Origin of the sequence: Leptolyngbya sp. PL-A3 (assembly GCF_039962325.1) — a bacterium.
In the GTDB taxonomy this organism is placed as follows: domain Bacteria; phylum Cyanobacteriota; class Cyanobacteriia; order Elainellales; family Elainellaceae; genus Vacuolonema.
Window position 1 is genome coordinate 1 of record NZ_JAMPLB010000069.1, and the last position, 25,034, is coordinate 25,034.

Genomic DNA, 25,034 nt, shown 5'->3' on the forward strand with positions numbered 1-25,034 from the left:
GACGCAGGCAAGAACCTGCACCTCTCAATCGTTTGGGATGAGTTCGGAGATTATGACAACTTTGAGGATCTTGAGCCGCTGGGGAAGGGACTGCGATCGCTGTTGCGGGAGTCTTCAAAGCATGAGTACTATCCGATCCTCATTGCCCACGGTGATCAGGCGAGTTTCTACCCTGGAGTGGCGAACATCCTGACCACGCTGAAGTCTTCGACGGTCAAGGTAGAAACCATTGGTGAACCTGTTGATGACTTCGGCACAATGGCCCCCACAGGGCGGGCAGTGGTGACCTGGCTCGACGGCACAACAGAGGATTTAGTATTACCTCCCTGGCTTACTGTGAGCTTTTTGTTAAACCTGCTTCCACCAGTTGCCTCCACTGCTTCTGTGTCTTCAATCGCCAATCCAGAAGAGTCTAAAAATCAGCCGATGGCTACAACAAAAACGACTCAAGAACCCGAGGAAGCTTACCCCACAAAAGAAGCTGAGAGCCTGAAGGATGAGGATGCGATCGCCCGTGTTCGTAATCGGTTGATTGAGAAGATCCTAGAGCTGAATGGTGAGTGGGCATCTGTTAGTAAACTGATGCAAGACTTCCGCGCCGACGATCGCCAGGTTGTAAAGCAACTTATTCAGTCAGCCGTGATGAGTGGAGTTCTTCAAAGTGAGAAGCGAGATAACCCCAACGGCACCAAGTCACAATTTGTGAAAGTTGTCTCCCGTGATTCAGCTAACAAAAACTAGCCTACCTAGGACACCCAGGACACCTAGGACAGGAATAGAAAAAACTGCCCAAAATGACCTAGGACACCTAGGACGCGTCCTAGGTAGGAACAATGGAGTCCAGCGTGTTCCACGGTTGTCCTAGGTGCCGTCCTAGGTCGTTCTAGGTGGAACGCAGGACGGCACCCAGGACGGCTACCTAGGACGCAGCATCACCTAAATTAGGAGTTCTCACAAAATGGCAAAGTTTCTATTAGGTCAATTTGATTCAACCGACATCGTAATCAATAAGAACCCTGTTTCAGGGTCGGTTGATTTCACACTGCCGGATGACGTGCGGGAGAATATGGCGGCAGAAGATATTAGAGTGGTTGATGGCATCTTTTGCATGACCTTTTACAGTGATCCGCATGTTAGCGATGTCATCAAATATCGAGGCTTCAAGTGGAGGATTGTAGAGCGTGAGTTCCTGGTTAATCGCCATTCAAAACGAGGGGAGCCGAGGGCAGTTCCAACGCTACTTGTCGAGTATGTAGGAAAGGTCGAAGATTAGCCGATGCGATCGCCTTCCTATGCCACAATCCCAATAGTCTTGATTTCAGCCCGCTCCCACTCACAGGATGCGGGCTTTTTGTTTGCGCTCCTAGCAGTATTAGCAAGATCGACTCACAAGCTATAGAGATACAGTGCAAAGGTAAAGTGCTGTGAGGCGATTGCTTAAGTTGCTACTTTGCTTGTTCTGCCTGATTTCCAAAAATTCAATAACGCCTTCTAAATATTTACAGGTAAGTTCTGGAGAGACGTTGTGAGGTGGGTATAGCAGCACTGTTGAATCAGAGAAATGTAAAGATCGGGTAATTTATAAAGGAATGTAACAAGGGCAACTTTCCCTTGCAGATTCACAAGAATAAGATCCACTAGTAGCCCACTACTGCAGGTAGTAAACAAGAAACGCGTTCTGATTCACAACCTTCCAATAACGTTACTGTTCCAGCAACATTATTGGAAGCTTCGAGGCGCTAGCCATGAATTACGCAGATCAGTTCAGTGTTGTGAATAGGTCTGCTAAAGGAGCAATGCAACCGCGTAGTACTGACGAATAGGGTGTGCCAGAGCCTCTAAATCCTTACTACTAATACGAACAGGTTAATGTCAAAGCCAAGCCATGCAGTTTCAGCAGCAGTAACCACGCTGGAGCTAGTTCCTAGCCTAGTTAAAGAACAACAAATCACCCTGCTCAAATTCTATTGGGTGCATGCTGTTCGCGATGGAATGATGTATAGAAATGAGCTTTATGGGCTAGCAAAAGAGTTTGACGGCAGTAATCGATTAGAGGCTTATCGGTTCGGCTGTGAGTTGATTGAGCAGGGAGTGCCAACAATCATCAGTGTCTCGAAACAACAGTATAGGGTGTGGGTTAGCCTAAGGAATCCTTTAGCTACGACATTTATCGCTTCATAGCTCTCTACTCTTAAGGGCAGATAGCGCCTCTTGAGTAATCCCATCCGCTTCCAGATTTATCTAGCCCATTACCTCACGTAAAGGCAGCAAACCCACGAAGGGGTAGGGAGGGCAGTGATCGCCGGGAAACCTAAGCTCAGTACCTACGAGTTTTGCCGCCGTCGAGTTGATGGCGGTTTTTTGTTACGTCTGTACTCACAAGATGCTCATAATCTTTCTGTTTAATAGATTCATCTAAATATGTTTAGGTTCTATTACATGAATGTAGAAGTGAATGAGTACCTTCTGTGGCTGAGTAGTCAGCCGTATAAAGTCCGTAAAGCAATTGGATTTGTTGATTATTATCTTGACCTTTATTCATCTCCTCGGATGCCCCAGGATGAGTTTTATATACAGGGGTGGGATGAGGCAGCTAAATCGGGGATCAAAGCCAAAAATAGAACTTCACCTTCATCCAATCTGCCGTAATTCAATAAGATCCACATTCCCCATCGTTACAGCTGATAGGGCCGTTTTCTAGTTACATTTGGCACACCTATCTCAACTCATTAAGGGAAGAATAGGATAGTTCCGTACTTTTTCTTTACCGGGAAATGGGTGAGATATTACTGACAGACGAGGAAGCTGAACTACTGGTAGGAGGCTTGAAATTGCTGTTGAAGCGTATGGAAGGTGAGGAGAACTTCGCTTCAAAGAGAGCTCTTATCCAGTCTCTACTGGAATCTGTGCAGTCATGGTCGGATGTTGAGCGAATGACAGCGATCGCAGCCATCAATAAGGCTCTGGGCGAGATAGCCGCCGTGTTAGAGTCGCCGGACCACAACACACAGTTTTGATGTTGCAATCGCTTCTTTAGGCAGCTATCTAACTGCACCTATAGGGTTTTGCCGCCGTAAGTCCATGGTGTTTTTCTTGTGGTGATCGCCTAGCTAGATCGCCTCCCCACGCCACAATTCCAATAGTCTTGATTTCCGCCCGCATTACTCACAGGATGCGGGCTTTTTGTTTGATACCGCATCACCACCTACTACCCTCGTCCACTGCTGCCGATCTACCGGTGTTTCTGCTGTGGAGCTGCGCTGGTTGAAGTGGGAGGATAGAGGCAAATGAAGAAATGACTCGCACCCTGGCGCTTACTGCCGGGGTGCTTTTTGTTGAGATACAGGCGACCGCCTCACAGAATCCTCATGGTTTCCGGCTTAAGTAGGAAGACTTCTATCAGCGGGTCGTACGACTGTATACAATCTCTTGCTTATTCTTTATAACTACTGATAGATGTGTTCCTCTATTTCGTATAAAAGATAACCATGAGTGACCTGTCACTAACAGATCAAGACGCTGCAATTCTTGCAGAGGCGTTAAGTGAGCTATCACGCGGCATCAAGATTGGAGCAAATTTTACACACCAGTACAGTTCCATTGAAAGTCTATTGCTACGAATTGAAGCAGCTACTGGGAAAACACGGCAGCAATTGGGGCTGTTAAGTTGGCGTATTGCACCTGCATTCAAAATGGTGGATGCGTTGGAAACCATTGAAAGCGAATTGAATTCTAATAGGATCGATAGCTAAGCCTGTCTCGCTATTCTGGCTTGCGATTTCTTGGGAGTGGTGAGAAGTGAGGATCAATAGCTAGAGCGATCGCTCTCAAATCGCCCTCCCGATGGACAAAACTTGCTATGGCTCATGGCACAATTCAGCGCCATGACCCGACCCGCGTCTGCACCAAATTCAACAAGCGTGGGTCTTTTCTGCGGGCCACAGAGCGATCCCTAGTTTTGTTGGCGATTGCACTGCTAGAGCTCTTTGTATTCCAGACAACCTTTTCTACTATCCTTTTCGAAGGATAATTTGAATTGAATTAATCACGGACTAAGACCCACCTTACTGCTGTTTGAGGTGGGCTTTTTGTGGCGATCGTCCCCTTACCTAAAGAGGAAAAAAATCCCGCTCCTCAGATGGTACAAGCGGGATTTACCAAACATTTACTCTTTCTATCGACGCGATTAATCTCAGGATAAGTTACGCCCAATTCACAGACTCTTAAAAGGGCGATCGCCTTCTATGCCACAATCCCAATAGTCTTGATTTCCCCCTGCATTTCCTCACAGGATGCGGGGTTTTTCATTGGGGGCGTTGGCGATCGCTCCCCATTGCTAGATTCAGAACCGCCTCACAGAATTTATAGGTTGGGGACCCGACCTGAGTTATGCCTGTCTTTGCATTCAGCCATTCCGCGACGAACGCAATGTTTATTCCTTTGCCTAGAAGCTGAAGACACTCATCTAGAAGTGCTTCATCCCCGTTTGTTATTTGGGCAAGATGTTCAGCATCTTTCTTATTCAGACCAGAGCAAATTACAAGCATTTGTGCTCTCAGTCGAATTTCTGCCTTGTTATCTTGCATGGTGGTCGCTCTTTGTTGCTTATTGCTCCCCACCTAGCCTGTGAGTAATTTAGCTGCATCACTGCTGGCTCTGCTAATTACAGTTTCCCATGAATGATTCCCGTTCAGATGTTCAATCAAGACAGATCATTGCACCGTGCACTTCAGGGGCGATCGCTCCCCTTCCGCCTGGTGGTGGTGGATGCCCTCGGCACTTGCAGACCTAGCCTTGCCGCCATCTCCTCAACCTTTCGCAGCTCCTCACTGACGCGGGTGAGGTCTGACCAGAGGGCGATCGCTTTTCTCCTTTGCAGCGTGAAATCAGAAAAACTGATGGAACAGGTTAAGCACGCCGTGCCGTGGGGCAACGGCGTTTTTATTGGGAGGGCGATCGCACTGAACCTTTTACTGATAAAGGTTCCAGGCAAGTAATCGCTCAATATCTGTTCGTCCATCTAAGCAAGCGTCAATCTTGCAATGCAGCATCTCCAAGGCAGTATTTGTCTGTTTTATTTCTTCCGACAATAAATACAGGCAACGCTCATTTTTTGGAATTAAATGCTTATAGGGAAGCAAGTTAGCTTGATGTTTTAATAGAATCTGTTGATACTTTAGGGTTTCGGTAAAGGCATACTGCAACTCAAGGGAGGTGCGATCGCACTCAATCAAAAGTTGCTGAAGCTCATAAAGGTTCATGGAGAAGATATTTTAGGCGCAGCGATACTCTCCTTTTACAGAAGAGCTTGTCCAGAAACACGAGCCCATCGGAAGATATTGCTAGAATTAAATGTTTTATGCCCGTCAATATTTTTCGTTTTTACTAAAGGGGAGATAGAGCTCCTGTTGGGTCAAAGTTACTTGCCGCCGATCGCTTGTCTTTCCCACACCACTGCATCCGTGTACATATAGGTGGGGTGATCGCAGTGGCAAAATCAGGCCTCTATCACCTCAGATACAGAAGTAGTTTAGATCTGTACTGAGAATCTATCTATTTTGGGCAGTTTCAAAGGCCATCTACTTAGTGCAATTAATATTCATGCACAGACTGCTAAGCCCTTTAGTAGTGTCAACTCTTTTTATCCGTTCTTTAATAGTGTCCAGACTTATGGAAAAACTTTCGTGGCCATCCATTATGCCCCCAGAACGACGAGAGTCTGTTGGATTTATCGATTGTTGTCTCAACCTTAAATCATCCCCTCGAATGGCTGAGGATGATGCCTATATGCGTGGGTGGAATGAGGCTAGGGGGCTAAGTGGTAAGGCTCGAAGTGATGAAGATACTAAACGCTAAAAGTTTTGGTTTTGAGTGGCATATGCAAAGCCACGTTTGTCTGTTTCTACTCGCTCTTATTATTGCCGCTGTCGATTGACGGCGGTTTGCTTTGTCTATGCCACAATTCCAACAGTCTTGATTCCCGCCCGCATTGCCTCACAGGGTGCGGGCTTTTGCTTTGGTGCGGTGGGGATCGCTGGGAATCCTAAGCCAAGTGCCTATGATTTTTGCCGCCGTCGAGTTGAGGGCGTTTTTTTGTGGCTGAGTTTGTCCCCACAAGATCCTCACAATATTTCTGTTCAATAGATCAGGCTAGATTCAGTGAGGTCTACTGACATATGAATGTTGATGAGTTCCTGTTGTGGATAAGTGCTCAGCCGCCTGAAGCGCGAAAAGCAATTGGATTTACTCATCATTATCTTGACCTTCATCTATCTCCCCGAGCCTCCCAGGATGAACCCTATATGGGCGGGTGGCATGAGGTAGACGAAATGAGGGGCAACACTAAGCATAGAATTCCACCTTCAAGCTTGACGTAGAACAGGCGATCGCCCTTCAGATGAACGTATAGTCCCTTGGTTCCAGGTCACAATCCAGCAGATTCAACCGTAATCTGCGTTTCCCTCAAGTAGCGCGGGTTGTTATTCAGGATTGTGCTCACGCCTGACCGATAGGTTTAGAACAGCCTCACAAGTTTTATAGGCTTGGGAACTTTCGTGGGTTACGTTCATCTTTTCAGCGAGCCATGTATTGATAGTGGTAATGCTTATGCCTTTGTTCATAAGCGCTAGGCACTCATCTAATAATTCCGCATCCCCTGCTGTGATTCGAATAAGGTACTCGGCATCGTTAGCACCCAAAGCAGAGGCGATCGCCATGATTCTCTCTCTTAACTTGAGCTCTGCTTCACCGTCCTGCATAGCGTTGCTCCTGGTTGTTTTCTTACCTCGCTTAATTGACTAACAGTCTCTCACTAAACTGCTCAGCTCGGTATGTTGTCAGGACGAGTAGTTCTCAGTGAAGCGATCGCCGCCTATGGCACAATTCTGAAAGAGAAGGTTTTACTCTCCCCGCATTGCACCCACGAGCGATGCGGGTTTTTCATTGGGAAAAGTGAGAATTTCAAAAAACATAAGCAAATATAAGTCTTGCCATAGAGCCCAATCCCTGCGATCGCCTGCGCAGACTTGGTTCTATCAACTTGGGGCTTCACTGCGGCTCGTCGGCATTCCTTTGGGCAATATCGGCTCTTGCTTGTGCTTGATCTGCCCAATCCTGAGCTTCGTCTGCCTCTACCTGAGAAGACCTAATTTGGGAAGAATCTTCTTGCTGTAGAACTTGGTCAGCGACTTGTTGCCTTTCATTAGCAACCTCTTGCGCTCTATTCGCTCTCAACTGTGCGGCATCGGCTCTTAGCTGTGCAGCGTTGGCGCGTAACTCGCGTAATGCCTGTCTCAGTTTTTCAGCATCTTGTCTAATGGTGTCAAAATTTGTGTCAGCGTCGGCAGCGCGATCCTTTAGCAACTCGACTTCCTCACGAAGTAAATCTATCTCCCGGCGAAATCTATTGTTCTCCACTGTAAGAGAGCCAATTTCAGCCGCGATGGCATCCAACATCTCCCAACTCGACATCTTCTATCGTTGCCTCCCCCCAATACTTTTGACCCCTGAAATGTACCCCAAAAGGGAGCATACGTAGGGGAAAGGCAGTGCAACCCGCTGAAAAAATTAAAAGAATCAGCCCACTCCCTTAGGGGAGTGGGCTTTTTATTGGGGGGCGTTAGCGATTGCCGGAAATCCTGAACCGAGTACCTATAAGGGATTGCTGCTGTCGATTGATGGCGGTTTTCTTTTGGCGATCGAACACTCAATGCTTGTCCGCAACTCTAAGACACTGGCAATATTGGAGCGAAGCCTTTCCAGTACAGTACTTGCTCGAGTTACTTCTTTCTCTAGTACTCGAAATCTAGTTTCAAATTCTGGGCCAATCTGTTTGCAGGACGACAGGACAGCATGATGCTTTAGTAGTACCTGTTTATACTCCAAGGCTTCTGTTAGCTCATGCTGTAATTCGAGGATGTAGCGATCGCACTCAAGTAAACGTTGCCGAAGGTCGTCAGCATTCATGGGGAAACGACTCCAGACACAGCTGTACTTTTCTTGTACGAAAGAGCATCCTTTTTGGATGCCATCAGCGAAAATTTTCTCGGTATCCATTCATAGTTGCAGCAGGGAGGGGCTTTATAGGGTGGATGGCGATCGCCCTGCTGCTGCATCCTCTATCCCAGTTCCTTATGGGACAATGGCCTAATAATGACCTTGGTACCCGCGTTGCCCTCGCAGTCAGTGCAGGTTTTTGTTGGAAGGGTGATCGCCGTCTTAACTTTTACGGTTCTGCTCCAGAGCTTCAGATAGTAGCTGATTCTCTTGGTTCATTTGTTCTAACTCATGTATCGTCCATACCAGCTCTTCCCGAGCCTCCTGCAACTCCTCTTGAGTTTTTTGTAATTCTTGTTGAAGAAACAGGACTTGTTCTCGTAGAAGAAGCACTTCACCTTGAGTTTCTTTCAATTTTGTTTCCAGAGGAGTCCTGTCAAACTCCGTAGACATTGCGATCTCCCTCTACCGCAAACCCTAAACACTTCTCCGTATCCACCTTTATTCCAACCCCGCTTATCGCAGCATGGAAACTAAGAACCTACGGCCTTAAGAAGGCTTGTAGGTAATGGTGTCAGAATCGCAACTGCGACAGTTAATTGTGACCATTAGCAATTGCCACCAGGATGATAAATGCCCACCATCAAGAGATAGGCAGGCATTGGACCAAAGTAAACTTTGGCTTATGAGCAGGGTTTTTATAGAGCTAACCCCGATTAAACTGTAGAGAAATTTAAACCAAGCACAAACACTTATATAGCTTCTTAAGATTTTCTTTAGATTTCTGTCATTGCACTTCTATACCATTGATTTGACCTTCAGTGGATCCTTACTGACGCGAGCTAGATCTGATTCCAGTTGGGCCAGTTCAAACTAGAGAGCGATCGCTATCCAAGCCACAATCCCGCAAGAATCATATTTTTCCGCTTCTAGGTTTTCTAGTTACAAAATCTGAGTATTGCGAACCTCCTCTCCCGCATTAAACTGCATCGAATTCGGGTTCTTTTTTTACCTCTCATTGTCTCCTCGTTCAAAGTTGCCATGCTCATGTGTACCCTCTTCATTTGTTGGAGGGTTTTTATTGGGAGGGCGATCGCCGGGAATCCTGAGCCCAGTACCTACGAGTTTTGCCGCCGTCAATTTAATGGTGGTCTTCTCTGGGTTGAGCCTGTCCCCACAAGATCCTCACAAAGGTTTTATTCAATGATTATGAGCTAATCCATTGAGTTTTACTGATGCGTCCTTTTATGCCTGAGCACCTGCAAAACACGATGCTCAATTTTGTTCTGTCAGATAAGCACAAGGCTCTACTGTTACAGTGCCAATTAATTGATATTGAAGCCGTTCTGATGATTGATGCACCAAGCGAGCAAGTTGCGAAAGAATTACATAGTTTTAGCCAAGAGTGGGCGACATCCGGTTCACCCTATCAAGTCTTCTACACGTACCTTAACGGAGAGCTGTTGAGTGAATTCAGTCTGCCACTTTGAACCTGCACAATCGGTGCTAGCAGTTCTTGGCGATCGCCACTCTATGGCACAATCTAGATTCGTAAGTTTTGATTTCCCCGCATTGCACCCACGAGCGATGCGGGTTTTTCATTGGGAAAAGTGAGAATTTCAAAAAACATAAGCAAATATAAGCAGTTGCCGTAGAGCCCAATCCCTGCGATTGCCTGCAGCAGGCTTGGTTCATATCAACTTGGGGCTTCACTGCGGCTCGTCGGCATTCCTTTGGGCAATATCGGCTCTGGCTTGTGCTTGATCTGCCCAATCCTGAGCTTCGTCTGCCTCTATCTGAGAAGATCTAATCTGGGAAGATTCTTGTTGCTTTAGAGCTTGGTCGGCTGCTTGTTGCTTCTCATCAGCAACCTCTTGCGCTTTATTCGCTCTCAACTGTGCGGCATCGGCTCTTAGCTGTGCAGCGCTGGCACGTAACTCGCGTAATGCCTGTCTCAGTTTTGCGGCATCTTATTTAATGGCTTCAAAATTGGTGTCAGCGTCGGCAGCGCGATCCTTTAGCAACTCGACTTCCTCACGAAGTAAATCTATCTCCCGGCGAAATCTATTGTTCTCCACTGTAAGAGAACCAATTTCAGCCGCGATGGCATCCAGCATTTCCCAACTCGACATCTTCTATCGTTGCCTTCCCCACTACTCTTGGCCCCTGAAATGTACCCCAAAAAGGGGCATACGTGAGCATATGACGGCATCACTCAATGGTCAGGCAATGGGCGGGGTAACTATCCTCTTCCCCCGGCAACCCGGTGTTGTACCGGATGCTGTAGCGGTTCTCCCCCAGGTATCCGGTGACCACTGCTTCCCACCCACGAGGGACCGTCACCTTTGCCCCGTTGGGAATGCTTTGAACATCAGCAGACCTGGCAGGTTTGCGATCGCCCCTACGTTGCCGTCTGGGAGTGGATGTGGTGGGCACCTCCAGGCCCAATCTTACTGCCATCGCCTCAAACTTCAGCAGCTCCTCACCAACGTGGGCCAACTCGGCTGTCATGAGAGCCAGTTCTGACCATAGGGCGATCGCCTTCCTGGCTCTGCCGACTTCATCTCCCTTCAAAGTTCTGCACCGCTTTCTCTTATCGGCATCGAACCACCGCAGCCGAGTGTAGGATTTCTTGGCCGTTCGATCCGGCGTCTCATCCAGCCAGCAATCGCGGTACTCATCCCCGCCCAACTCTTCCAACTCTGCCTGGATGGTGGCGATCGCCTCTGTTAAATGGGTTTCCCGCTGCTGCAATTCCTGAATCGTGCTCATGGTTTGTTGTGGCAATTGATAAATGAGTTGTAGTCTATTGCCACAACCAAGGGTCAAAAAAGAGCGGGTCGAGTGCCCGCTGGGGTGGAATTAGGGAGTAGGGCGATCGCCTGGTTTCTGGATAGCTTCAATGATGGCAATGATCTCCTCCGGCATCGCGGGAGGTATTGCTGCCTGGTCTGCTTGGAGTCCTCGACTAACCTGCATCTCTGTGACCCTGTGTAGCAGTGCCGCGAATTCTTCATCCGTTAGCGCTTTTACAAATGGAGCGAGTTCAAACACCTTATCCGCTGGTGGTTCTTGCAATTCTGCCTGAATAGCTGCGAGTTCTACCCTAAGATCTTCATCGGTCATGGTTCTGAGTTCCTTACTGTGGGTGTGTGGTCTTTTAGTAATTCGTTCTTTACTGGTTTAAATACAGGGCAGTCCGTAGGGCTAACCGTTATTCCTGCCATTTGACAGCTATCTATGTAAGCCATGAATTCAGGCCCATAGGGATGAATACACCCTCCACATTCTTCGTTCAGCGGATCGCAAAAGATGCAGTCAAAACAAAAGTTTTCAATCACCACATCCTCCCTTCACTGATTTAAAACCAGGACAGTCTGACGCATCCACCCTTACCCCCGCCCCTGCACATCGCACGATATAAGCCAGAAACTCGCTGCCCCGAGGATGCTTACAGGTAGGACCGTTAGCAGTGCAGTAGGTGCAGTCATTACAGTAGGTCTTAGGCATGGCGATCGCCTCCATCCTGCAATTTGTCTAGCACCTCATTTACCCAAACCAACGCTCTCACCATCACAAGGAGCGGAAGTCCCACCCATCGGTATAGGTGCCAGTAACGCGGGGTTTGCCGGCTCATTGGCGATCGCCCTCTTCATCCACTATGGATTTGAACTCAACCAACGCTGCTGGGTCGCACTTAAGAGCGCTACACAGGTTTGCAACCCTCACCAGCCATTCAATGCCATTTCTATTGTTTTCCCAATTACGGATTGTGGATTCAGTCACCCCCACTAAATCCGCAAGCTGACGCTGGGTAAGCCCCTGCGCCTTTCTTAGATCTGCAACTTTGCTCACTGGTATTTCTCCCATGCTGGAAACATACCAAAATCTTAGCGCAAAAATCTTTGCGTGAAACTCTTGATACTATTAAAGTTTTAACGGTAATATGAAAAGTATGGAGGCGATACCTCCCCCGGTCCAATGGGTGACGGGCCTACGCCTAGAGCGGGCTGTGGGGATAGCCAACGAGCGTACCGCCAATAAAGAGAGGACGTGACAACGTGCGATTGCAGCCGAGCTGCCTGGGGAGGTGCAACGCCCCCCGATCGCGTTAGCCCGGATTTCTACACATTCACCTCGGGCTGGAGATTGAGATGTCTGGATTTGAGATTTTCCTGGATCTGATCGTTGTCGTTGGCCTGTTCTTGCTGGTTGGGCGTGACCACAGCGCTGCGCCGCAGCCCGCCCCCCGGCAGCAGGATGACACGCCTCCCACGAAACCGCCCATCGACACGGAAGCGGTGGTAAAGGAGGCGATCGCCACCATGCCCCCTCTGACCGTTGCTGAGCTATCCAGGCTTACCCGTTTGATTGATGGAATCCTGGCTTGATTCTCCCAAGATGGGGGCAAAGTGCGACCGCCCCTAAACCCCATACATATTCACCATCATGAATAGCACTCAACTCCACAAGTTACAGTTCCTTGCTGCTGACTCCCAAGCCTTCTACCTATCCTGTAAATCCGCTGCTATCAAGTTCGATTACCCCTACCCAGACCAATACGCCGATCGCATCCGCAACGGTATCAAGTCCGGGGAATGGTCATCTGATGTGGAACGGGTTGCAGCCGAAGTTATTGCTAGTTCCGAAGCTACAGCCCAGTAGGAGGGCTCACCCATGACCGCAACCCTAACTATTGGCCTTGCCCAAAGTGACGCCCGCTAGGTAACCACCCGCAATGGCCCCCGCCTGGTTTGTGACTTCAGAACCCGCGACGGGGAAGACGCCACGCTCTGGAAGCCGCTCACCGATGAAGTTTTCGCCACCATCAAGCGGAATCAAAAGGTGCAATTAATCCATGACAGCAAGGGGTGGAACCTAATCAACCCCGCCACAGTGGAGGATTCCCCGGTCGCAGCTCCCCAGATGACCTCTGATGCCCTTGCACCTGACACCAAACGGGCGATCGCCGCATACATGGCCTGGTTGAAGCGAAGCTGTCATGAAGTGCAATTAGGCTGAAACCTTTGTAGGATAGGAGTTTCAGTACAGTTATTTTGTACTAAAAAATCCGCCATTTTCCACATTAGCTTCTGCTAAATAACGAATTTACGTTGTTTCAGGCTCCGAATTAGAGCTAATTGCATCTGGTGACAGCGTCGCTTCAATCACCCCAACAAGCGATTGACGGCATCTTTAAGCGGTTTGGGCCTAACTCTGCGGAGGCTGCTGCATGGGAAGCCTACCAGGGCCAAGGCAACGGGCAGAAGCCTGAAGGGGAAGCGCAGGCAAAAAAGTAGAAGCCCCCAGCAATGGGGCTAAACCCATCCCAGAGATCCCTCCAGAAATCGCCGCGATGGCGAATGAATACCTCCGCACCCTTCAAATCAGGGCACAGGAGGGGGAGCCAGGCGCACTGGAAGAACTCAAAAAGGCGGTCGCTTACTGTCAGCAACAAATTCAGGCAACCCAACGGATGGCGAGTGACCTCCGTGCCGATGAAACCGATGTGAAGTACCGCCATGATGGCGGCATTGAATTCAACTTGTAACGACTGACAACCGGGGGCATGGAGGCGATCGCCCGATGCCCCTTTTTTGTCCCTCCACTACGCAACAGGAGACATCCTCATGAATTTTTCAGACGTGAAAGCCATTCAGCAAATTGCAGAATCGAACATTGACCCTCGTGCTGCGCTGGTGCAGCAAGCAGGCGATCGCGTGCTCCAGGAGTATCACGGCTCGCTGATGCTTCCGCTGGTCGCGACGTTGGGAGGTGTGGGGTACTGTTTATCGGTGCTGGCATCCGGGCCGCTAGCGATCGCCGTCGGGCTACTGGGTGGATGGTACATGGTCGATAAGGTGAATCGGGGAGAGCGAGCCTTTGATGACATTGAGAATGGGAGGATTGAGCGCTATCTCAATGAGCAACAGCGTCGTGTTCTGGCCCAACTCCTCCCGTTAGTAGAACCTCCTATTCTGTCTGCTGCTATTCCTCAGGCCGTTGATGTTGCAGCCGTACCTGTTGCCCCTGGCAGTATCGCTGCACCCCCCATTTCAGCCCAGTGGAATGCACCCCAATGGGCACTATGGAATCGGCTCATAGCTGATTGCCCTGATCTTCGCTATGCCTTGATGTGCAAACTGCTGGCGGTTTCTGGCCCTCAACAGACGGGCAAAAGCTCCTTGGCCAGTGCCATCGCCTATGTGCGTAGCTACCTATTGGGCTGGCCCACCATTGCTGTGACGCCTCATGAGGACGGCCAGAAGCTCTTTGATGGCGTCGTCGTGGGTGCTGGGGGTGACTTTGATGCCATTCAGGCGTTTTACAGCGATATGGTGGAGAACTTTAAGACGGGAGGCGATCGCCAAAGTTTGATTGTGGATGAGCTGACCCAGTACAACGGAGGCCATGAGGAGCTGGGTCAGAGCCTGGTGCGAACGGCTCTCAGTGTAACGGACAAGCATGGCATCAAAGCGATTTTGATTAACCATGCCCGCACCGTTTCGGCTGGGTTTAGCAACATCAAGGGCATGAAGGAGTTGATTGATAATTCTGCGGTGCAACTCACCCGGCAGTATGGGGAAACGCCCTGGGGAGAGCAGACCCGCTCTGCTGAGGTAAAAATGAATCGTCCTGGTCAGCAAGAAACAGTGCTTACTATTCCAGAGTGGCTCTATCTGCCAACCTTACAACAGCACTATCCGATTGCTCCTACAAGCGAAGCCCGTGAGCCTTCTTCTATCCCTGCTTTGCCTGTACCACCACCTCAGCTCCAGGAAGAGCCAAATCCTTTTCAGTTAACCACTGAAATGTTGGAGAAGCTCTACCACCAGACAGCCCCAGTGGAGGTGGAACCACCTGCCAGCATAGGTGAACACGAGAAGGCCAACGAGCTGGACCTAGATGTCTTGGAAGAGTTACCCCGAGAGCTACGGGCGATCGCTCAGTTTGCGCATCGTCGTGGGGAATGGATTACCGCAAGAGAGGCCCGTTCTGGCATTCATATGCTCAAGACAACCCAGATCACCACAGACATGATTCGGGGCTATTTTCGGCAGTTAGCAGCACAGGGAATTGGGTGTGTGGAGGGTGAGGGCGAGACTACGCGATACCGCTGTTAAGGGCCTATTTTGCCTTGATCTGGGTGTGGAGCGTGGAGCGGTGTGGATGCTGTGGAGTGGAGTGGATGAACGCTGTGGAGCGCATCCACACCGCTCCACAAATGACATTCACACCTCTACTCTCCACAGTCGCTCCACAGGCGTATCCACACCAATCTCTACCCAGACAAGATAGATTGGTGTGGATACGCCCCTTCCTCCTACAGACTCACACTACTGCGTCGGAGTCACAATGTAGGACGAATTGATCGCTGGGGCTTTACCGTCTCTGACTAATCCTTGATAAATGGCAGCCGCAACCTGGGCACGAGTTGCATTGTTTTGCGGGCGGAGCCTCGCAACGTTAGGGTAATTCACCACTAACTGATTGACGGTTGCAGCGGCGATACCTCTGAGGGCATAGCCAGAAATGCTAGAAGCATCCTGGTAGATATTTAGAATACTGGATGGCTCTTGAGTGAGGGTTTGTGTGTAACCAAGTCCATTGGCAAGCGAGACAAAGACTTGCTCACGAGGAATGGCTTGTTCGGGTCTGAAAATATTACCAGGATACCCCCTCATGAAACCCGCCTCGATGGCGACATTAATGGAGGTCGCTGCCCAGTAGGTTGTACTGACATCATCGAAATCTACTGACTCGGTAACGTCAGGTCTCTCCCAGTAATTAGCATTCGCCCGTCGCAACATGGCAGCAAACTGAGCACGGGTGACGGGTCCGTCAGGGTCAAATGTTCCATCAGGAAATCCCTCAATGATGCCCATCTTGGTCAGTTCTGTAATAAAGCCTTTTGCCCAATGATTGTCGGGGACATCACTAAAATTGACGGTTTGAGCAAAGGCAGGAGCAGGGGACACGAGGGGAGCAACAGTAGCAGTCGTTAAGCCAAGTGCTAAAAAGGCAGCAGTTCCAGCCTGCCAGCAAGAAATGTTAGACATTGTGTAAATGACCTCAACTCAAACTATTACCTGTTTATCTCAACTTGCGGCGAATACGACGGTATCGAATTGCCGTACCTGCCTTAGGAGCCGGGTACTGCGATGTCAAAAATGCTGTATTACCCCTCTCAAACTCCAGCAACGGACCAACCGGTGTATTGTCTGAACGCCAAAGACGAATTGTGTTCACTTCAGACCACACCGCAGCCGCATGATTGGCAGGAATAGTTAGTTCAACATCCTCTTCCCGCAAATCAAACGTAGAGACACTGGTTGTACTAGAATATCCGAGATCAATACTAAGTTGAGCTGTGACTTTTGAGGAGCCTATTCCCAATTCGATTCCACTTTCATAGCTTACCGAAATACCGGTGGTTAATGAGAAGGTCCGGCTAGATTCAGTGGTAATACCGGTAGAAGTTACAAGAGTTTGAGTCTGGTCTACTTCAGTCCCATTATCTTCAAAAATCAGCAACTTATAAGATACCGAACGCTCGATATCGTAGAAGGGCGAATGTTCTAGCTGCCAATTGAGGTCTTTGTCAGGATCAAGAATAGCTGTGAATGGAACTGTAACGATTCGATCTACTACTTGCGCTGTTCTACCAGCTGGTCTGGTTCTACTAGAGAGCTTAGGTTTAATAATTTCAGCCTCCACAACCTCGGTTGGCATTGGCAGGCGAAGTGTGTACGCCACAGGAGATGAATTCGGTGCAGCAAAGTCCGGCTTCGTACTACCAGTAAAACTATTTACCTCGAATAAGCCATCTGAGGTATCTCTTAAATAAGCTTCGCTAGCTATAATTTGCCAAGCACTGAAGCAGAGTGCGTTTGAGCCATCAGTAGTCCAAATACTAGATTTGCTGATGCATCCCTCAGCGGCTAGCTCGATAGCTACACACATTACATCTAACTTCTTAGGTTTTTCATAACCACTACTGAATACGTCGCCAAGAGCAACATAACCATCAGGCGGCTTTGGTCTCCAGCAAGCGCCGTTACTAGCAGCATTTGACTTTCTATCGTTCCAAACTAATTCGTAGTCTTCGGGCTCGCGCAAGGCAGGTTTTGACGAATGCTCTGTCACGCTTTTCACGCATATCGAAACACATTTCCCGTTCGGATCATCAAGATTTGATCTTCCAATGCTGCCAAGTGGATAAAATCCCTCAGGAGGTATTGGGTGATAGAATGCGCTATGTGCATAAGCATCACCACCTATAGTGTTCCAACGATACTCATACTGAGATGTAAATTGAAGAATAAGGTCTCCAAATTGAACTGCTTTTCCATGTCTCGACTCTGAGCTACTCACACTAAAACACCTTTTAGTTATTAGGAAAAAATTCTAAATTTAAGCAGACATCCCAACGAATCACTAGGATCGTTATGGAGTTGCTGCTGCTGGTGCGGGAGTGACAATATAGGGTGAATTAATCGCTGGTGCGTGCCCTGTAGAGACCAATGCTTGGTAAATGGCAGCCGCAACCTCTGCACGAGTTGCGCCGTAACAACATGGAGCGATCCTTGTAACGTTAGGATAATTCACCACTAAACCATTGACTGTTGCAGCGGCAACACCTCTGAGAGCATAGTCAGAAATGCTAGAAGCATCCTGGTAGATATTCAGAACACTCGATGGCTCTTGAGTGAGTGCCTGTGTGTAACCAAGTCCATTGGCAAGCGAGACAAAGACTTGCTCACGAGGAATGGCTAGTTCGGGGTTAAAAATACCGTCATGATATCCCCTCATAAAGCCTGTCCTGACGACACTATTGATAGCAGTTGCGGCCCAGTAACTTGAGCTAACATCAGAGAAAACTGTAATTCTGTTGATGTTAGGTCTCTCCCAGTAATTAGCATTTGCCCGTCGCAACATGGCAGCAAACTGGGCGCGAGTGACTGGCGAATTAGGGTGGAATGTACCATTAGGAAACCCTTCGATGATGCCCATCCGGGTGAGTTCTGTAATAAAGCCTTTTGCCCAGTAATCATCGGGCACATCACTAAAACTAAATTCTTGAGCTGTAACAGGAGCCGGGGAGACAAGGGGGGCAACTGCAACACCGCTGCTTAATCCAAGAGCTAAGAGCGCAGCGGTTCCAGCCACCCAACGCGAAAAACCAGACATGCGGGCAAACTCCAACAAACAAATCCGTTGGTAGCAACATATCACCCAATACTGGGTATATATTGAAACACAAGGTTAAGAATGTTCTAAGAGGGCGATCGCCCCATGCCACAATTTCAATAATCTTGATTCCAGCCCGCATCCTGTTACCTGATGCGGGCTTTTGTCTGAGCTAAGGTTAATGGCGATCGCCCCCTTATTCTATGGAGTCGTTGCTGCTGGTGGAGTCACAATGTAGGGTGAGTTAATCGCTGGTGCGTGCCCTGTAGAGACCAGTGCTTGGTAAATGGCAGACGCAACTTCTGCACGAGTTGCGCCGTAACAACATGGATCGATCCTTGTAACGTTAGGATAGTTCACCACTAAACCATTGACTGTTGCAGCGGCAACCCCTCTGAGAGCATAGTCAGAAATGGCAGAAGCATCCTGATAGATATTTAGAACACTCGATGGCTCTTGAGTGAGTGCCTGTGTGTAACCAAGTCCATCGGCAAGCGAGACAAAGACTTGCTCGCGAGGAATGGCTAGTTCGGGGTTAAAAATACCATCGTGATACGGTCTCATAAAGCCTGTACTGATGACATTATCAATTGAAACCGCTGCCCAATAGCTTGATCTAACATCAGAGAGATCTACACTATCGCGAATGTCAGGTCTCTCCCAATAGTTGTTATTTACCCGACTTACTAACGCAGCAAACTGAGCGCGGGTGACTGGACCATCGGGGTCGAATGTGCCATCAGGAAAACCATCCATCATATCCATACGTGCCAGGGCAGTAATAAAGTCTTTCGCCCAGTAATCATCCGGAACATCACTAAAGTTGCTTTCTTGAGCTGTAACAGGAGCCGGGGAGACAAGGGGGGCAACTGCAACACCGCTGCTTATTCCAAGAGCTAAGAGCGCAGCGCTTCCAGCCACCCAACGCGAAAAACGAGACATTCGGGCAAACTCCAACAAACAAATCCGTTGGTAGCAACATATCACCCAATGCGGAGTATCCGTTGAAACACAAGGTTAAAAAGATTGAAGGGGCACTTAAGGAAATTCCTGCAAGATTGGCTCACTTGTGACAACGATCTGAAACGCTGGAAGGGTAAGGTGATTGTCACCATACAACCACGCCGAAAGAGACTTGCTTCTCACCCTGATCGCTTCACGGGAAAACGTTATCTAGAAGGATACGCTGTTTCGTTTCCTTTACTCCTACATTACAAATAACCATAGCTCGCGTCGTCGCCAAGGCTTCTGTCCGCTCTGGCTTACCGAGAATCATTCATTGACTAAAGTAGTTGTTTTGTTTGAAGAACTTTAGATATAACTTATATCCGTTTCTACTAGTTCATAGAATTTACGTTGTTGCACAATCCAGATCAGGTCTACTTGTATCTGGCGACAGCTTCGCTTTAACCGTGCTCAATAGGGGTAGAAGGATCTGCATGGTAGTGAGACCATGCAGGGCAAAGGCTTCATGGTTTTTCCCATAAGGTTTTGCAGGAGCATGGCCTGTGGTCCACAGGAACTATTACACGTTCTAAGGACGCCCCTCCATGACTCACTCACCTCGACCGCTCACCGAAGCGGATCTTGCGCACTTTACTGGAACGAGCACGTATTATCGGCACTGGCTAGGGATGCTGTTCACTGACGGCGTATTGTATCTGGCTGAACGTGGTGGTGCCCACTGGCTGCTCGATGCGATCGCCGCTTGGCAGATTGATCCACGAGTGAGAGAAGACCCAATGCTCAAAGAGTTCCAATTCTGGACACTCACCGTAAACGAAGACCGTTCAGCGGTCCTCATATGCGAAAGAGACTCAGATGATGTCGTTGTGACACAAACCATTCCCTTCACCGACTTTCCGCTTACGCGGGTTCGGTTGTATTTGCAGCAGGGGGTACTCTGCCTTCCGTCCGAATACTAAAGAAGAGAAGGGACATGCAGGTTAAGTACGTCTTGTCCTGCATGATCTGTATGCCTTACGTAAATTGCAACCTAAGGTACTGAGCGTGTGCAGAAATGAAATAGGGAGTGTCTACACTTAGTTGCCGACGGTAAGCGTTGGCACGTAGCACTGATTCCCACGTACAAATTCATGAAAATGGGTAAGTGGAAGAGCATTCCAACGATGTCCTAGTGCCACAGAAAATGCTGCGGGACCAACAAAATATAGGTCTATTGCTGCTGGTCGTAATTGTGAGACAGCCTGTGTGAGTGCATTTTTTAGAAGCTGCACAGACGCTTGTGCCTGCACCCCATTGGCTATTGGCGCGGGGAGAAAAGCAGACAAAATATCGGTAGGTGATTGGAGCTCAAGAGTAGACAGAATATCAGCGGTAGGGTCGCGCACAATACCGATGCCAACCTTAAGGTGTCCATCAATAAGAGCCCTTGGTTTAGTCAGACACCACGGTAGGGGAGCCGTATCGGGTGTGGGATGTTCATTAGTGGACCAGATGCCCTGCTTAGTAGGGATGTCAATCTCAAATCCAATTGCTGACCGAAATGCCCACCCTAACGCAAAAGCAGTGGTTAACCGATAAGAGCCTGAGAGGGCTATGTGCTGGTAGCGATTCTCTCGAGCCCAACGAGCAGTAGCTGTAAGAGGGTGCAGTAAGTCACTCAGCCATCGTTCCGGTGCCGGAAATCCATTTTCATTACCAGAGAACTTGCGTGCGTCAATTTCGATCGCATTTATACCTGGGGCATTGTGATCTGAACAGATATGGATACTAAGCTTGCGATCGGGAAAAAGCTGAAGTTCAAGAGCGTCCTCAAGTACAGTTACCAGTTGTGCTCGGGTGAGCATGAGCCCACGAGACTGTGCCATAAGGTCAAGTAGGGCACTAAACCCTTTTGCCACCCTGCGCATACTTACCTCCAGGGTGGGGAATGCTCTATTCAGTGCTGTGGCAAAAACGCCTTCAGCTTGAGTGCGATCTGGCAAATTTCTCAAAGAAATTTCGATTGAGCTTGCAAAGAAATGCCCAAGATGAGAGCCAAACTCCTCACTAAGGTCGTTACGTAGTTTTTCATCACTCACATGCGCAACATCAGCAAAAGGGCTGTAAAACGGTCGGGCTCGGCGAACGCGCTCAGGATCACGCGCAATCCAAGCCATATTTGGGGGCAGCGATGGCGTGACTAATGTCTGCACGCGAGCAACGCAAGGGTGATTCTCTTCAAAGGCATAAAAGGAATTAAATACTTCAACAAGGCCAGCACGAGTGAGTACTCCTGATTTAGCCTGGAAACGCTCTAACAAATGCCCATGCGGTGCATGTGGTGCAAAGAATCGAGCCTCGACATCTTCTAGTCCTTCTAAAATCATGCCTTCAAAAGCAGGATTTTGAAGGCAGTCTGGTAACCGGGCGAGCGCATCCCACACCTGGTAATCAAACCCTTCTTGCGCGATGATACCGCCCAATCCCTTTGCACTCGTAAGTGTTGGTTCTTCTGCCGTCATCTTTCTATCTCTAACGTGATTGGGATTTCACCGCCTGATGGATCGAAGAGCCATGCACGAGTGATCAGGTGACCGTTATCGAGTCGCACGATCATGAGTACCGCAAAATTACCCTGAAATTCCGGATCAGAAACGAGTGCTCGCATAGTAGCCAGATCTACACTGCTGGGTTTCACCTCAAAGCTTGGGTGGCTGTGCCATTCACCGATGTAGTTGAACTGAGTGTAGCGATATTCTGTACGTTCAAAGAAGCGTAGTGCGTCTTGAGCAGCCTGCACAAGATCGATGATAAACCGTGCGAATGTTCCTGGCTGCTTTTGAAGAGTGAGTTCAACTGCTCGAAAATCTGAGGGCATAAGTTGCTCACCGAAAATCTGCCCCCCAATTTCCTTCTTTCCTGCTCGACGAAGGGCCGTAATGAGTTGCTCGATTTGATCAGGTGGTAGGCGGAGTCTCATTGAGGGCCTTCTTTGCCAATGCCATCACGAAATCACGTATTTCATTATCTTCCACCGCTGGATCTGGTGGGGATACTGATCCCATATCAAGGCTAAGGCTGTCACCGTGTCGCCTAAAAAGCCATCCCTCGCGAAAACCGAAAAGGAGCCATGCAGCATCAGATGCACTCACACGCTCATCGAGAATATCAAGAATGACTCGTGCGGCATGAGCAGCGGCAATGGTGACCGCAGCATCATCAGCGACGAGAGGTTCTCCTGACGCACTCAACGCTTCGTAAGCTCGATGACTACTGAGTGGAGGCTCAACGTTTTGCTGCTCACAGTATGCAATATAAGCCGCTCGTCCATGCACATAAGCAGGATCCCTTTCGGGGAGAGAGCGAGCCACTAAGCACCCCAATCCTCCCTCAAATACCTCAACAGAAACAAATGGTTTATTACTTTCAGACGCTATCGCCCCAAGCAGCAAGGTAGTTGGCGCATCACCAGTGGCGTCCACAAGAAGATCACAATTGGCAATGACATCGAGTTGATTTGCGTGGGCTCTCGCTGAGCGCTGCCAGTTTAAGTTCTCAGCAATCACCTCAATTTGAGCGCCTGGCATAATGTGATGTAATCGGCGTTTCACACCATTTGCTTTGCGAAAGCCCACGTCTCTCCAATCAAGAGTATGGCGCTCAAGATTGGCAGGTAACAGCACATCACCATCAACAAGTACAAAATAGCTAATGCCTGAGCGCAGTAAGATTTCGGCAATCTTTGAACCAACTGAGCCAAGTCCAATTAACGCAACACTTTTAGGTACCTCTGGTATCGCTCGCCCAGTTCGAGTTCCTGCATCATCAGGCAGTACAAACCACTCACACTTCAAAGTGAAATCTGTACCCATGGAATGAATTGGGATGATGCGATCGCCATCGATAGCGATCACCATAAGCGCATCTGTATGATTATCGAGATTGATTCCGAGCGCTGAGGCAAGTGCAGCACGGTCTCGATGCAAAGGATCAGGCAGTGAGGAATGGGCAATGACTATCGGTAACTCATGCCCAAATGCACCAGGAGGGGAAGAGGCGATATGTCGAGGATGACGACGATCAGTGGCATCAAATACAAGGATGGGCCACATACCATCATGAAGCATCCATCGAAACGCACGGATACCCTCAGCAGTGCCAGCTTGAAGACGTGCAAGACATCCAGCACTGATGAGAACTGAGGTGATTCCCCACAAAGAAGACTGAACACTACCAACTTGGTGGGCAGAAGGAACCGTGCCATGCTCTCCCGCACCAAGAGGGTTTTCAGTAAGCAAGAGGTTATACGCACTTCGTACAACATCAGCACCGGAGGCGTATGGTGACCAGTTATCTGGTCGAAGTTCTAGGCATAGAGCACCGCCCTTCCCATACTGATGGGAACTCCACTGTGCCTCAGGATCGTGCGGTTCAACCCATGCTGGTACCAAAGGAAATTGGTCTGGATAAATGAGACAAACAGGATACTCCACTCCGTGGGCAGTGATGACGCCATCAGCTGAGAAGCGGAATCTATTGACCCGCCAACCAGAGAGGCGAAACCACCCTTCAGCAGCAGCCTGTTCGACTGCTGCCATCTCGCTACGAACGCGAGCAAAGTCTTTAAGCCACCACAAGGTCATGCAAATCCACGCGGCCTGGTAGGCGCAGCTGAGACGTGAGGAAAGACGTAACTTGACGAAGTTACCGGTGCAGCTGCATACGTAGCAATATTTTCCGCTTTGGCAGGATTTGCAGTAGCTTTAAACCGATTACCAAACAGTTTGCGCCAAAGACGAGTTGCCTCTTCCATATCATCCTCATTCTGAGCGGTCCGTGCATAGCCCGCATGAACATGCACACGTTCAATGAAGTTTTTCCAATCAGTAATGGATACTTTGGCTAAAATGTCGTTCCCAGGTAGGCCCGGATCCTCTATAAACGGCTTGATGCCCATCTCTGCAAGACCTGCATAGGCCGCAGAAATATTTTCGAGCATTTGGGCAAAAGCTTCACCATAGTGGCTTTCACCACTCGGAGCGTGCTTTGACACGAGGACTTCGAGTACAAAACCCTTAGGCCGCTTTCCTGTTTTATTCTCGCGCCGCCACCACTTAAAAAGCTTCACTAAAGGCTTAAAACGTCCCTCAAAATACCCGTTTTGCTCGCCACTCCAGTCGTTATGACGCGGAGGGTTTGTTGACTTCCAATCTCCCAGATCTCTATCAGGGATCTTGTAGACTGTGCCATCCTCAACGACAGGCACCACATCAATCTCCGCTTTACTGGTGATCACCCTTACAGAGCGCTTATTAATCCGCTCAACAGTAAAAGATACCTCAAGCGCAGTACTCAACTCAGTCAGGACGACTTCAGGATCGGTGGAAGTATCGTAGTTAGTAACAACTATGATGTCGATGTCTGGCCTCTCATAGCCATCTTCTGATCGTTTGGGGCGTATCGCAGTATCTCTGGCGTAGCTTCCCGCGAGAAAGTCTCGAACATGCCGATCAGTAAATTCATCGCAGCAACTCAAATAATCGCGAAGTGCGGTATGAGCTGACGATGCGTCGCTTTTGGTAGTAGGACTGGGTTCAATATCGCGCAGCAGTTCAAGAAAGCGAGCATTGGGAACCATAGTGTTTAACCTTGAGGTGAGAGGAGTTGCATACGGGCATAGGCTATAACGCTGTGTATATGAGGACCTTGAGTATCTCATGCTCCTCATGTGCGGTCAGAAAGGCTCGTTTGGCCACATGCAGTAGCAACAAGTGAGGTGACTAAAAGTGAGATATTCTTACTCTTTTTCTTTTTTTTGCCACCAATGTTCTTATTTTGGCATATCTACTCTTGAGTTCGCAACTTTCTCTGGAGCTTTTGGCCAAAAAGTGCGATTCTAGAAC

At 48.9% G+C, this 25,034-nt stretch carries 36 protein-coding genes; 14 read left to right on the forward strand and 22 right to left on the reverse strand.

What is annotated here, in order from left to right; all coding sequences use genetic code 11:
* The 5 genes from NDI52_RS28980 to NDI52_RS29000 form a co-directional block, all read left to right on the forward strand.
* A partial coding sequence (locus tag NDI52_RS28980) for a hypothetical protein (protein WP_348256763.1) occupies window positions 1–741 on the forward strand: 741 nt, incomplete at its 5' end.
* Between the two features lie 217 nt (window positions 742–958).
* Complete coding sequence (locus NDI52_RS28985; protein ID WP_348256765.1) at window positions 959–1,273, forward strand: hypothetical protein; 315 nt, start codon at window positions 959–961, stop codon at window positions 1,271–1,273.
* 596 nt (window positions 1,274–1,869) lie between these two features.
* Complete coding sequence (locus NDI52_RS28990; protein ID WP_348256767.1) at window positions 1,870–2,181, forward strand: hypothetical protein; 312 nt, start codon at window positions 1,870–1,872, stop codon at window positions 2,179–2,181.
* Between the two features lie 593 nt (window positions 2,182–2,774).
* Entirely contained in the window at window positions 2,775–3,017 is a 243-nt protein-coding gene (locus tag NDI52_RS28995; protein ID WP_348256769.1) for a hypothetical protein, read from the forward strand.
* Window positions 3,018–3,488: 471 nt separating this feature from the next.
* Window positions 3,489–3,752, forward strand: coding sequence for a hypothetical protein (locus NDI52_RS29000; RefSeq protein ID WP_348256771.1), 264 nt, complete (start codon window positions 3,489–3,491; stop codon window positions 3,750–3,752).
* A gap of 552 nt (window positions 3,753–4,304) precedes the next feature.
* On the opposite strand, the gene NDI52_RS29005 is transcribed toward NDI52_RS29000, so the two are convergent.
* Window positions 4,305–4,586: a hypothetical protein gene (locus NDI52_RS29005; protein ID WP_348256773.1), complete on the reverse strand. Its 282-nt coding sequence runs from the start codon at window positions 4,584–4,586 to the stop codon at window positions 4,305–4,307.
* Window positions 4,587–4,679: 93 nt separating this feature from the next.
* Here NDI52_RS29005 and NDI52_RS29010 point away from each other — a divergent pair, with 93 nt between their 5' ends.
* Window positions 4,680–4,997 carry a hypothetical protein gene (locus NDI52_RS29010; RefSeq protein WP_348256775.1) on the forward strand — a complete coding sequence of 106 codons (318 nt, stop codon included), beginning with the start codon at window positions 4,680–4,682 and terminating at the stop codon, window positions 4,995–4,997.
* Here NDI52_RS29010 and NDI52_RS29015 read toward each other — a convergent pair.
* The 5 genes from NDI52_RS29015 to NDI52_RS29035 form a co-directional block, all read right to left on the reverse strand.
* Window positions 4,971–5,261, reverse strand: a complete 291-nt coding sequence (locus tag NDI52_RS29015) for a hypothetical protein (protein ID WP_348256777.1) — start codon at window positions 5,259–5,261, stop codon at window positions 4,971–4,973. The genes NDI52_RS29010 and NDI52_RS29015 overlap by 27 nt on opposite strands.
* 1,218 nt (window positions 5,262–6,479) lie before the next feature.
* A complete protein-coding gene (locus tag NDI52_RS29020; RefSeq protein ID WP_348256779.1) occupies window positions 6,480–6,758 on the reverse strand; it encodes a hypothetical protein in 279 nt (92 codons plus the stop codon).
* Between the two features lie 289 nt (window positions 6,759–7,047).
* Window positions 7,048–7,470: a hypothetical protein gene (locus NDI52_RS29025; protein ID WP_348256781.1), complete on the reverse strand. Its 423-nt coding sequence runs from the start codon at window positions 7,468–7,470 to the stop codon at window positions 7,048–7,050.
* 180 nt (window positions 7,471–7,650) lie between these two features.
* Window positions 7,651–7,965: a hypothetical protein gene (locus tag NDI52_RS29030; RefSeq protein WP_348256783.1), complete on the reverse strand. Its 315-nt coding sequence runs from the start codon at window positions 7,963–7,965 to the stop codon at window positions 7,651–7,653.
* Between the two features lie 252 nt (window positions 7,966–8,217).
* Window positions 8,218–8,448 carry a hypothetical protein gene (locus NDI52_RS29035; protein ID WP_348256785.1) on the reverse strand — a complete coding sequence of 77 codons (231 nt, stop codon included), beginning with the start codon at window positions 8,446–8,448 and terminating at the stop codon, window positions 8,218–8,220.
* A gap of 782 nt (window positions 8,449–9,230) precedes the next feature.
* On the opposite strand from NDI52_RS29035, the gene NDI52_RS29040 reads away from it, so the two are divergent.
* Window positions 9,231–9,485, forward strand: coding sequence for a hypothetical protein (locus NDI52_RS29040; RefSeq protein ID WP_348256787.1), 255 nt, complete (start codon window positions 9,231–9,233; stop codon window positions 9,483–9,485).
* Window positions 9,486–9,704: 219 nt separating this feature from the next.
* Here the strand turns inward: NDI52_RS29040 and NDI52_RS29045 are convergent, their stop codons facing one another.
* The 7 genes from NDI52_RS29045 to NDI52_RS29075 all read right to left on the reverse strand — a co-directional run bounded on the left by NDI52_RS29045 (window position 9,705) and on the right by NDI52_RS29075 (window position 11,850).
* Window positions 9,705–9,890: a hypothetical protein gene (locus NDI52_RS29045; protein ID WP_348256789.1), complete on the reverse strand. Its 186-nt coding sequence runs from the start codon at window positions 9,888–9,890 to the stop codon at window positions 9,705–9,707.
* Window positions 9,891–9,965: 75 nt separating this feature from the next.
* The gene (locus NDI52_RS29050) at window positions 9,966–10,127 is read right to left on the reverse strand and encodes a hypothetical protein (RefSeq protein ID WP_348256791.1); all 162 of its coding nucleotides are present in this window, start codon (window positions 10,125–10,127) and stop codon (window positions 9,966–9,968) included.
* Between the two features lie 79 nt (window positions 10,128–10,206).
* Window positions 10,207–10,767, reverse strand: coding sequence for a hypothetical protein (locus NDI52_RS29055; RefSeq protein ID WP_348256792.1), 561 nt, complete (start codon window positions 10,765–10,767; stop codon window positions 10,207–10,209).
* A gap of 90 nt (window positions 10,768–10,857) precedes the next feature.
* Window positions 10,858–11,121: a hypothetical protein gene (locus NDI52_RS29060; protein ID WP_348256794.1), complete on the reverse strand. Its 264-nt coding sequence runs from the start codon at window positions 11,119–11,121 to the stop codon at window positions 10,858–10,860.
* A gap of 207 nt (window positions 11,122–11,328) precedes the next feature.
* Window positions 11,329–11,505, reverse strand: coding sequence for a hypothetical protein (locus NDI52_RS29065; protein WP_348256796.1), 177 nt, complete (start codon window positions 11,503–11,505; stop codon window positions 11,329–11,331).
* Window positions 11,498–11,632, reverse strand: a complete 135-nt coding sequence (locus tag NDI52_RS29070; protein WP_348256798.1) for a hypothetical protein — start codon at window positions 11,630–11,632, stop codon at window positions 11,498–11,500. The genes NDI52_RS29065 and NDI52_RS29070 overlap by 8 nt, the downstream gene beginning before the upstream one ends.
* The gene (locus NDI52_RS29075) at window positions 11,629–11,850 is read right to left on the reverse strand and encodes a helix-turn-helix transcriptional regulator (RefSeq protein WP_348256800.1); all 222 of its coding nucleotides are present in this window, start codon (window positions 11,848–11,850) and stop codon (window positions 11,629–11,631) included. Before NDI52_RS29075 ends, NDI52_RS29070 begins: the two co-directional genes overlap by 4 nt.
* Window positions 11,851–12,149: 299 nt before the next feature.
* On the opposite strand from NDI52_RS29075, the gene NDI52_RS29080 reads away from it, so the two are divergent.
* Window positions 12,150–12,386: a hypothetical protein gene (locus tag NDI52_RS29080; protein ID WP_348256802.1), complete on the forward strand. Its 237-nt coding sequence runs from the start codon at window positions 12,150–12,152 to the stop codon at window positions 12,384–12,386.
* Window positions 12,387–12,444: 58 nt separating this feature from the next.
* Window positions 12,445–12,660 (forward strand): hypothetical protein, encoded by a 216-nt coding sequence (locus tag NDI52_RS29085; RefSeq protein ID WP_348256804.1) that lies wholly within the window; start codon window positions 12,445–12,447, stop codon window positions 12,658–12,660.
* A 24-nt stretch (window positions 12,661–12,684) separates the two neighbouring features.
* Here NDI52_RS29085 and NDI52_RS29090 read toward each other — a convergent pair whose 3' ends face one another.
* Entirely contained in the window at window positions 12,685–12,837 is a 153-nt protein-coding gene (locus NDI52_RS29090; protein WP_348256806.1) for a hypothetical protein, read from the reverse strand.
* 54 nt (window positions 12,838–12,891) lie between these two features.
* On the opposite strand from NDI52_RS29090, the gene NDI52_RS29095 reads away from it, so the two are divergent.
* The 4 genes from NDI52_RS29095 to NDI52_RS29110 all read left to right on the forward strand — a co-directional run bounded on the left by NDI52_RS29095 (window position 12,892) and on the right by NDI52_RS29110 (window position 15,119).
* A complete protein-coding gene (locus NDI52_RS29095) occupies window positions 12,892–13,017 on the forward strand; it encodes a hypothetical protein (protein ID WP_348256808.1) in 126 nt (41 codons plus the stop codon).
* 128 nt (window positions 13,018–13,145) lie between these two features.
* Window positions 13,146–13,295 carry a hypothetical protein gene (locus NDI52_RS29100; protein WP_348256810.1) on the forward strand — a complete coding sequence of 50 codons (150 nt, stop codon included), beginning with the start codon at window positions 13,146–13,148 and terminating at the stop codon, window positions 13,293–13,295.
* A 56-nt stretch (window positions 13,296–13,351) separates the two neighbouring features.
* Window positions 13,352–13,546 carry a hypothetical protein gene (locus NDI52_RS29105; RefSeq protein ID WP_348256812.1) on the forward strand — a complete coding sequence of 65 codons (195 nt, stop codon included), beginning with the start codon at window positions 13,352–13,354 and terminating at the stop codon, window positions 13,544–13,546.
* Window positions 13,547–13,625: 79 nt separating this feature from the next.
* Window positions 13,626–15,119, forward strand: coding sequence for a hypothetical protein (locus NDI52_RS29110; RefSeq protein ID WP_348256814.1), 1,494 nt, complete (start codon window positions 13,626–13,628; stop codon window positions 15,117–15,119).
* 213 nt (window positions 15,120–15,332) lie between these two features.
* Here NDI52_RS29110 and NDI52_RS29115 read toward each other — a convergent pair whose 3' ends face one another.
* From NDI52_RS29115 to NDI52_RS29130, 4 genes are all read right to left on the reverse strand, one after another.
* A complete protein-coding gene (locus tag NDI52_RS29115) occupies window positions 15,333–16,055 on the reverse strand; it encodes an S-layer homology domain-containing protein (protein ID WP_348256816.1) in 723 nt (240 codons plus the stop codon).
* Window positions 16,056–16,089: 34 nt separating this feature from the next.
* A complete protein-coding gene (locus NDI52_RS29120) occupies window positions 16,090–17,370 on the reverse strand; it encodes a Vps62-related protein (RefSeq protein ID WP_348256818.1) in 1,281 nt (426 codons plus the stop codon).
* A 72-nt stretch (window positions 17,371–17,442) separates the two neighbouring features.
* Window positions 17,443–18,186 (reverse strand): S-layer homology domain-containing protein, encoded by a 744-nt coding sequence (locus NDI52_RS29125; RefSeq protein ID WP_348256820.1) that lies wholly within the window; start codon window positions 18,184–18,186, stop codon window positions 17,443–17,445.
* 201 nt (window positions 18,187–18,387) lie between these two features.
* Window positions 18,388–19,128, reverse strand: a complete 741-nt coding sequence (locus NDI52_RS29130; RefSeq protein WP_348256821.1) for an S-layer homology domain-containing protein — start codon at window positions 19,126–19,128, stop codon at window positions 18,388–18,390.
* Between the two features lie 608 nt (window positions 19,129–19,736).
* On the opposite strand from NDI52_RS29130, the gene NDI52_RS29135 reads away from it, so the two are divergent.
* A complete protein-coding gene (locus NDI52_RS29135; protein WP_348256822.1) occupies window positions 19,737–20,111 on the forward strand; it encodes a DUF6876 family protein in 375 nt (124 codons plus the stop codon).
* A gap of 117 nt (window positions 20,112–20,228) precedes the next feature.
* On the opposite strand, the gene NDI52_RS29140 is transcribed toward NDI52_RS29135, so the two are convergent.
* The 4 genes from NDI52_RS29140 to NDI52_RS29155 are packed head-to-tail and all read right to left on the reverse strand — an operon-like array spanning window position 20,229 to window position 24,769.
* A complete protein-coding gene (locus NDI52_RS29140; RefSeq protein WP_348256823.1) occupies window positions 20,229–21,653 on the reverse strand; it encodes an SAVED domain-containing protein in 1,425 nt (474 codons plus the stop codon).
* On the reverse strand, window positions 21,650–22,111 hold the full coding sequence (locus NDI52_RS29145; protein ID WP_348256824.1) for a Mov34/MPN/PAD-1 family protein: 462 nt from the start codon (window positions 22,109–22,111) through the stop codon (window positions 21,650–21,652). The genes NDI52_RS29140 and NDI52_RS29145 overlap by 4 nt, the downstream gene beginning before the upstream one ends.
* The gene (locus tag NDI52_RS29150; protein ID WP_348256825.1) at window positions 22,089–23,774 is read right to left on the reverse strand and encodes a ThiF family adenylyltransferase; all 1,686 of its coding nucleotides are present in this window, start codon (window positions 23,772–23,774) and stop codon (window positions 22,089–22,091) included. Before NDI52_RS29150 ends, NDI52_RS29145 begins: the two co-directional genes overlap by 23 nt.
* Entirely contained in the window at window positions 23,771–24,769 is a 999-nt protein-coding gene (locus tag NDI52_RS29155; protein ID WP_348256826.1) for a nucleotidyltransferase, read from the reverse strand. Before NDI52_RS29155 ends, NDI52_RS29150 begins: the two co-directional genes overlap by 4 nt.
* Window positions 24,770–25,034 lie beyond the last annotated feature (265 nt).

Excerpts from the sequence above, each read along its gene's own strand:
- NDI52_RS28985 (WP_348256765.1), top strand. The coding sequence starts at position 959 with ATGGCAAAGTTTCTATTAGGTCAATTTGATTCAACCGACATCGTAATC.
- NDI52_RS28990 (WP_348256767.1), top strand. The coding sequence starts at position 1,870 with ATGTCAAAGCCAAGCCATGCAGTTTCAGCAGCAGTAACCACGCTGGAG.
- NDI52_RS28995 (WP_348256769.1), top strand. The coding sequence starts at position 2,775 with ATGGGTGAGATATTACTGACAGACGAGGAAGCTGAACTACTGGTAGGA.
- NDI52_RS29000 (WP_348256771.1), top strand. The coding sequence starts at position 3,489 with ATGAGTGACCTGTCACTAACAGATCAAGACGCTGCAATTCTTGCAGAG.
- NDI52_RS29005 (WP_348256773.1), bottom strand. The coding sequence starts at position 4,586 with ATGCAAGATAACAAGGCAGAAATTCGACTGAGAGCACAAATGCTTGTA.
- NDI52_RS29010 (WP_348256775.1), top strand. The coding sequence starts at position 4,680 with ATGATTCCCGTTCAGATGTTCAATCAAGACAGATCATTGCACCGTGCA.
- NDI52_RS29015 (WP_348256777.1), bottom strand. The coding sequence starts at position 5,261 with ATGAACCTTTATGAGCTTCAGCAACTTTTGATTGAGTGCGATCGCACC.
- NDI52_RS29020 (WP_348256779.1), bottom strand. The coding sequence starts at position 6,758 with ATGCAGGACGGTGAAGCAGAGCTCAAGTTAAGAGAGAGAATCATGGCG.
- NDI52_RS29025 (WP_348256781.1), bottom strand. The coding sequence starts at position 7,470 with ATGTCGAGTTGGGAGATGTTGGATGCCATCGCGGCTGAAATTGGCTCT.
- NDI52_RS29030 (WP_348256783.1), bottom strand. The coding sequence starts at position 7,965 with ATGAATGCTGACGACCTTCGGCAACGTTTACTTGAGTGCGATCGCTAC.
- NDI52_RS29035 (WP_348256785.1), bottom strand. The coding sequence starts at position 8,448 with ATGTCTACGGAGTTTGACAGGACTCCTCTGGAAACAAAATTGAAAGAA.
- NDI52_RS29040 (WP_348256787.1), top strand. The coding sequence starts at position 9,231 with ATGCGTCCTTTTATGCCTGAGCACCTGCAAAACACGATGCTCAATTTT.
- NDI52_RS29050 (WP_348256791.1), bottom strand. The coding sequence starts at position 10,127 with ATGTCGAGTTGGGAAATGCTGGATGCCATCGCGGCTGAAATTGGTTCT.
- NDI52_RS29055 (WP_348256792.1), bottom strand. The coding sequence starts at position 10,767 with ATGAGCACGATTCAGGAATTGCAGCAGCGGGAAACCCATTTAACAGAG.
- NDI52_RS29060 (WP_348256794.1), bottom strand. The coding sequence starts at position 11,121 with ATGACCGATGAAGATCTTAGGGTAGAACTCGCAGCTATTCAGGCAGAA.
- NDI52_RS29065 (WP_348256796.1), bottom strand. The coding sequence starts at position 11,505 with ATGCCTAAGACCTACTGTAATGACTGCACCTACTGCACTGCTAACGGT.
- NDI52_RS29070 (WP_348256798.1), bottom strand. The coding sequence starts at position 11,632 with ATGAGCCGGCAAACCCCGCGTTACTGGCACCTATACCGATGGGTGGGA.
- NDI52_RS29080 (WP_348256802.1), top strand. The coding sequence starts at position 12,150 with ATGTCTGGATTTGAGATTTTCCTGGATCTGATCGTTGTCGTTGGCCTG.
- NDI52_RS29085 (WP_348256804.1), top strand. The coding sequence starts at position 12,445 with ATGAATAGCACTCAACTCCACAAGTTACAGTTCCTTGCTGCTGACTCC.
- NDI52_RS29105 (WP_348256812.1), top strand. The coding sequence starts at position 13,352 with ATGGCGAATGAATACCTCCGCACCCTTCAAATCAGGGCACAGGAGGGG.
- NDI52_RS29110 (WP_348256814.1), top strand. The coding sequence starts at position 13,626 with ATGAATTTTTCAGACGTGAAAGCCATTCAGCAAATTGCAGAATCGAAC.
- NDI52_RS29115 (WP_348256816.1), bottom strand. The coding sequence starts at position 16,055 with ATGTCTAACATTTCTTGCTGGCAGGCTGGAACTGCTGCCTTTTTAGCA.
- NDI52_RS29125 (WP_348256820.1), bottom strand. The coding sequence starts at position 18,186 with ATGTCTGGTTTTTCGCGTTGGGTGGCTGGAACCGCTGCGCTCTTAGCT.
- NDI52_RS29130 (WP_348256821.1), bottom strand. The coding sequence starts at position 19,128 with ATGTCTCGTTTTTCGCGTTGGGTGGCTGGAAGCGCTGCGCTCTTAGCT.
- NDI52_RS29135 (WP_348256822.1), top strand. The coding sequence starts at position 19,737 with ATGACTCACTCACCTCGACCGCTCACCGAAGCGGATCTTGCGCACTTT.
- NDI52_RS29140 (WP_348256823.1), bottom strand. The coding sequence starts at position 21,653 with ATGACGGCAGAAGAACCAACACTTACGAGTGCAAAGGGATTGGGCGGT.
- NDI52_RS29145 (WP_348256824.1), bottom strand. The coding sequence starts at position 22,111 with ATGAGACTCCGCCTACCACCTGATCAAATCGAGCAACTCATTACGGCC.
- NDI52_RS29150 (WP_348256825.1), bottom strand. The coding sequence starts at position 23,774 with ATGACCTTGTGGTGGCTTAAAGACTTTGCTCGCGTTCGTAGCGAGATG.
- NDI52_RS29155 (WP_348256826.1), bottom strand. The coding sequence starts at position 24,769 with ATGGTTCCCAATGCTCGCTTTCTTGAACTGCTGCGCGATATTGAACCC.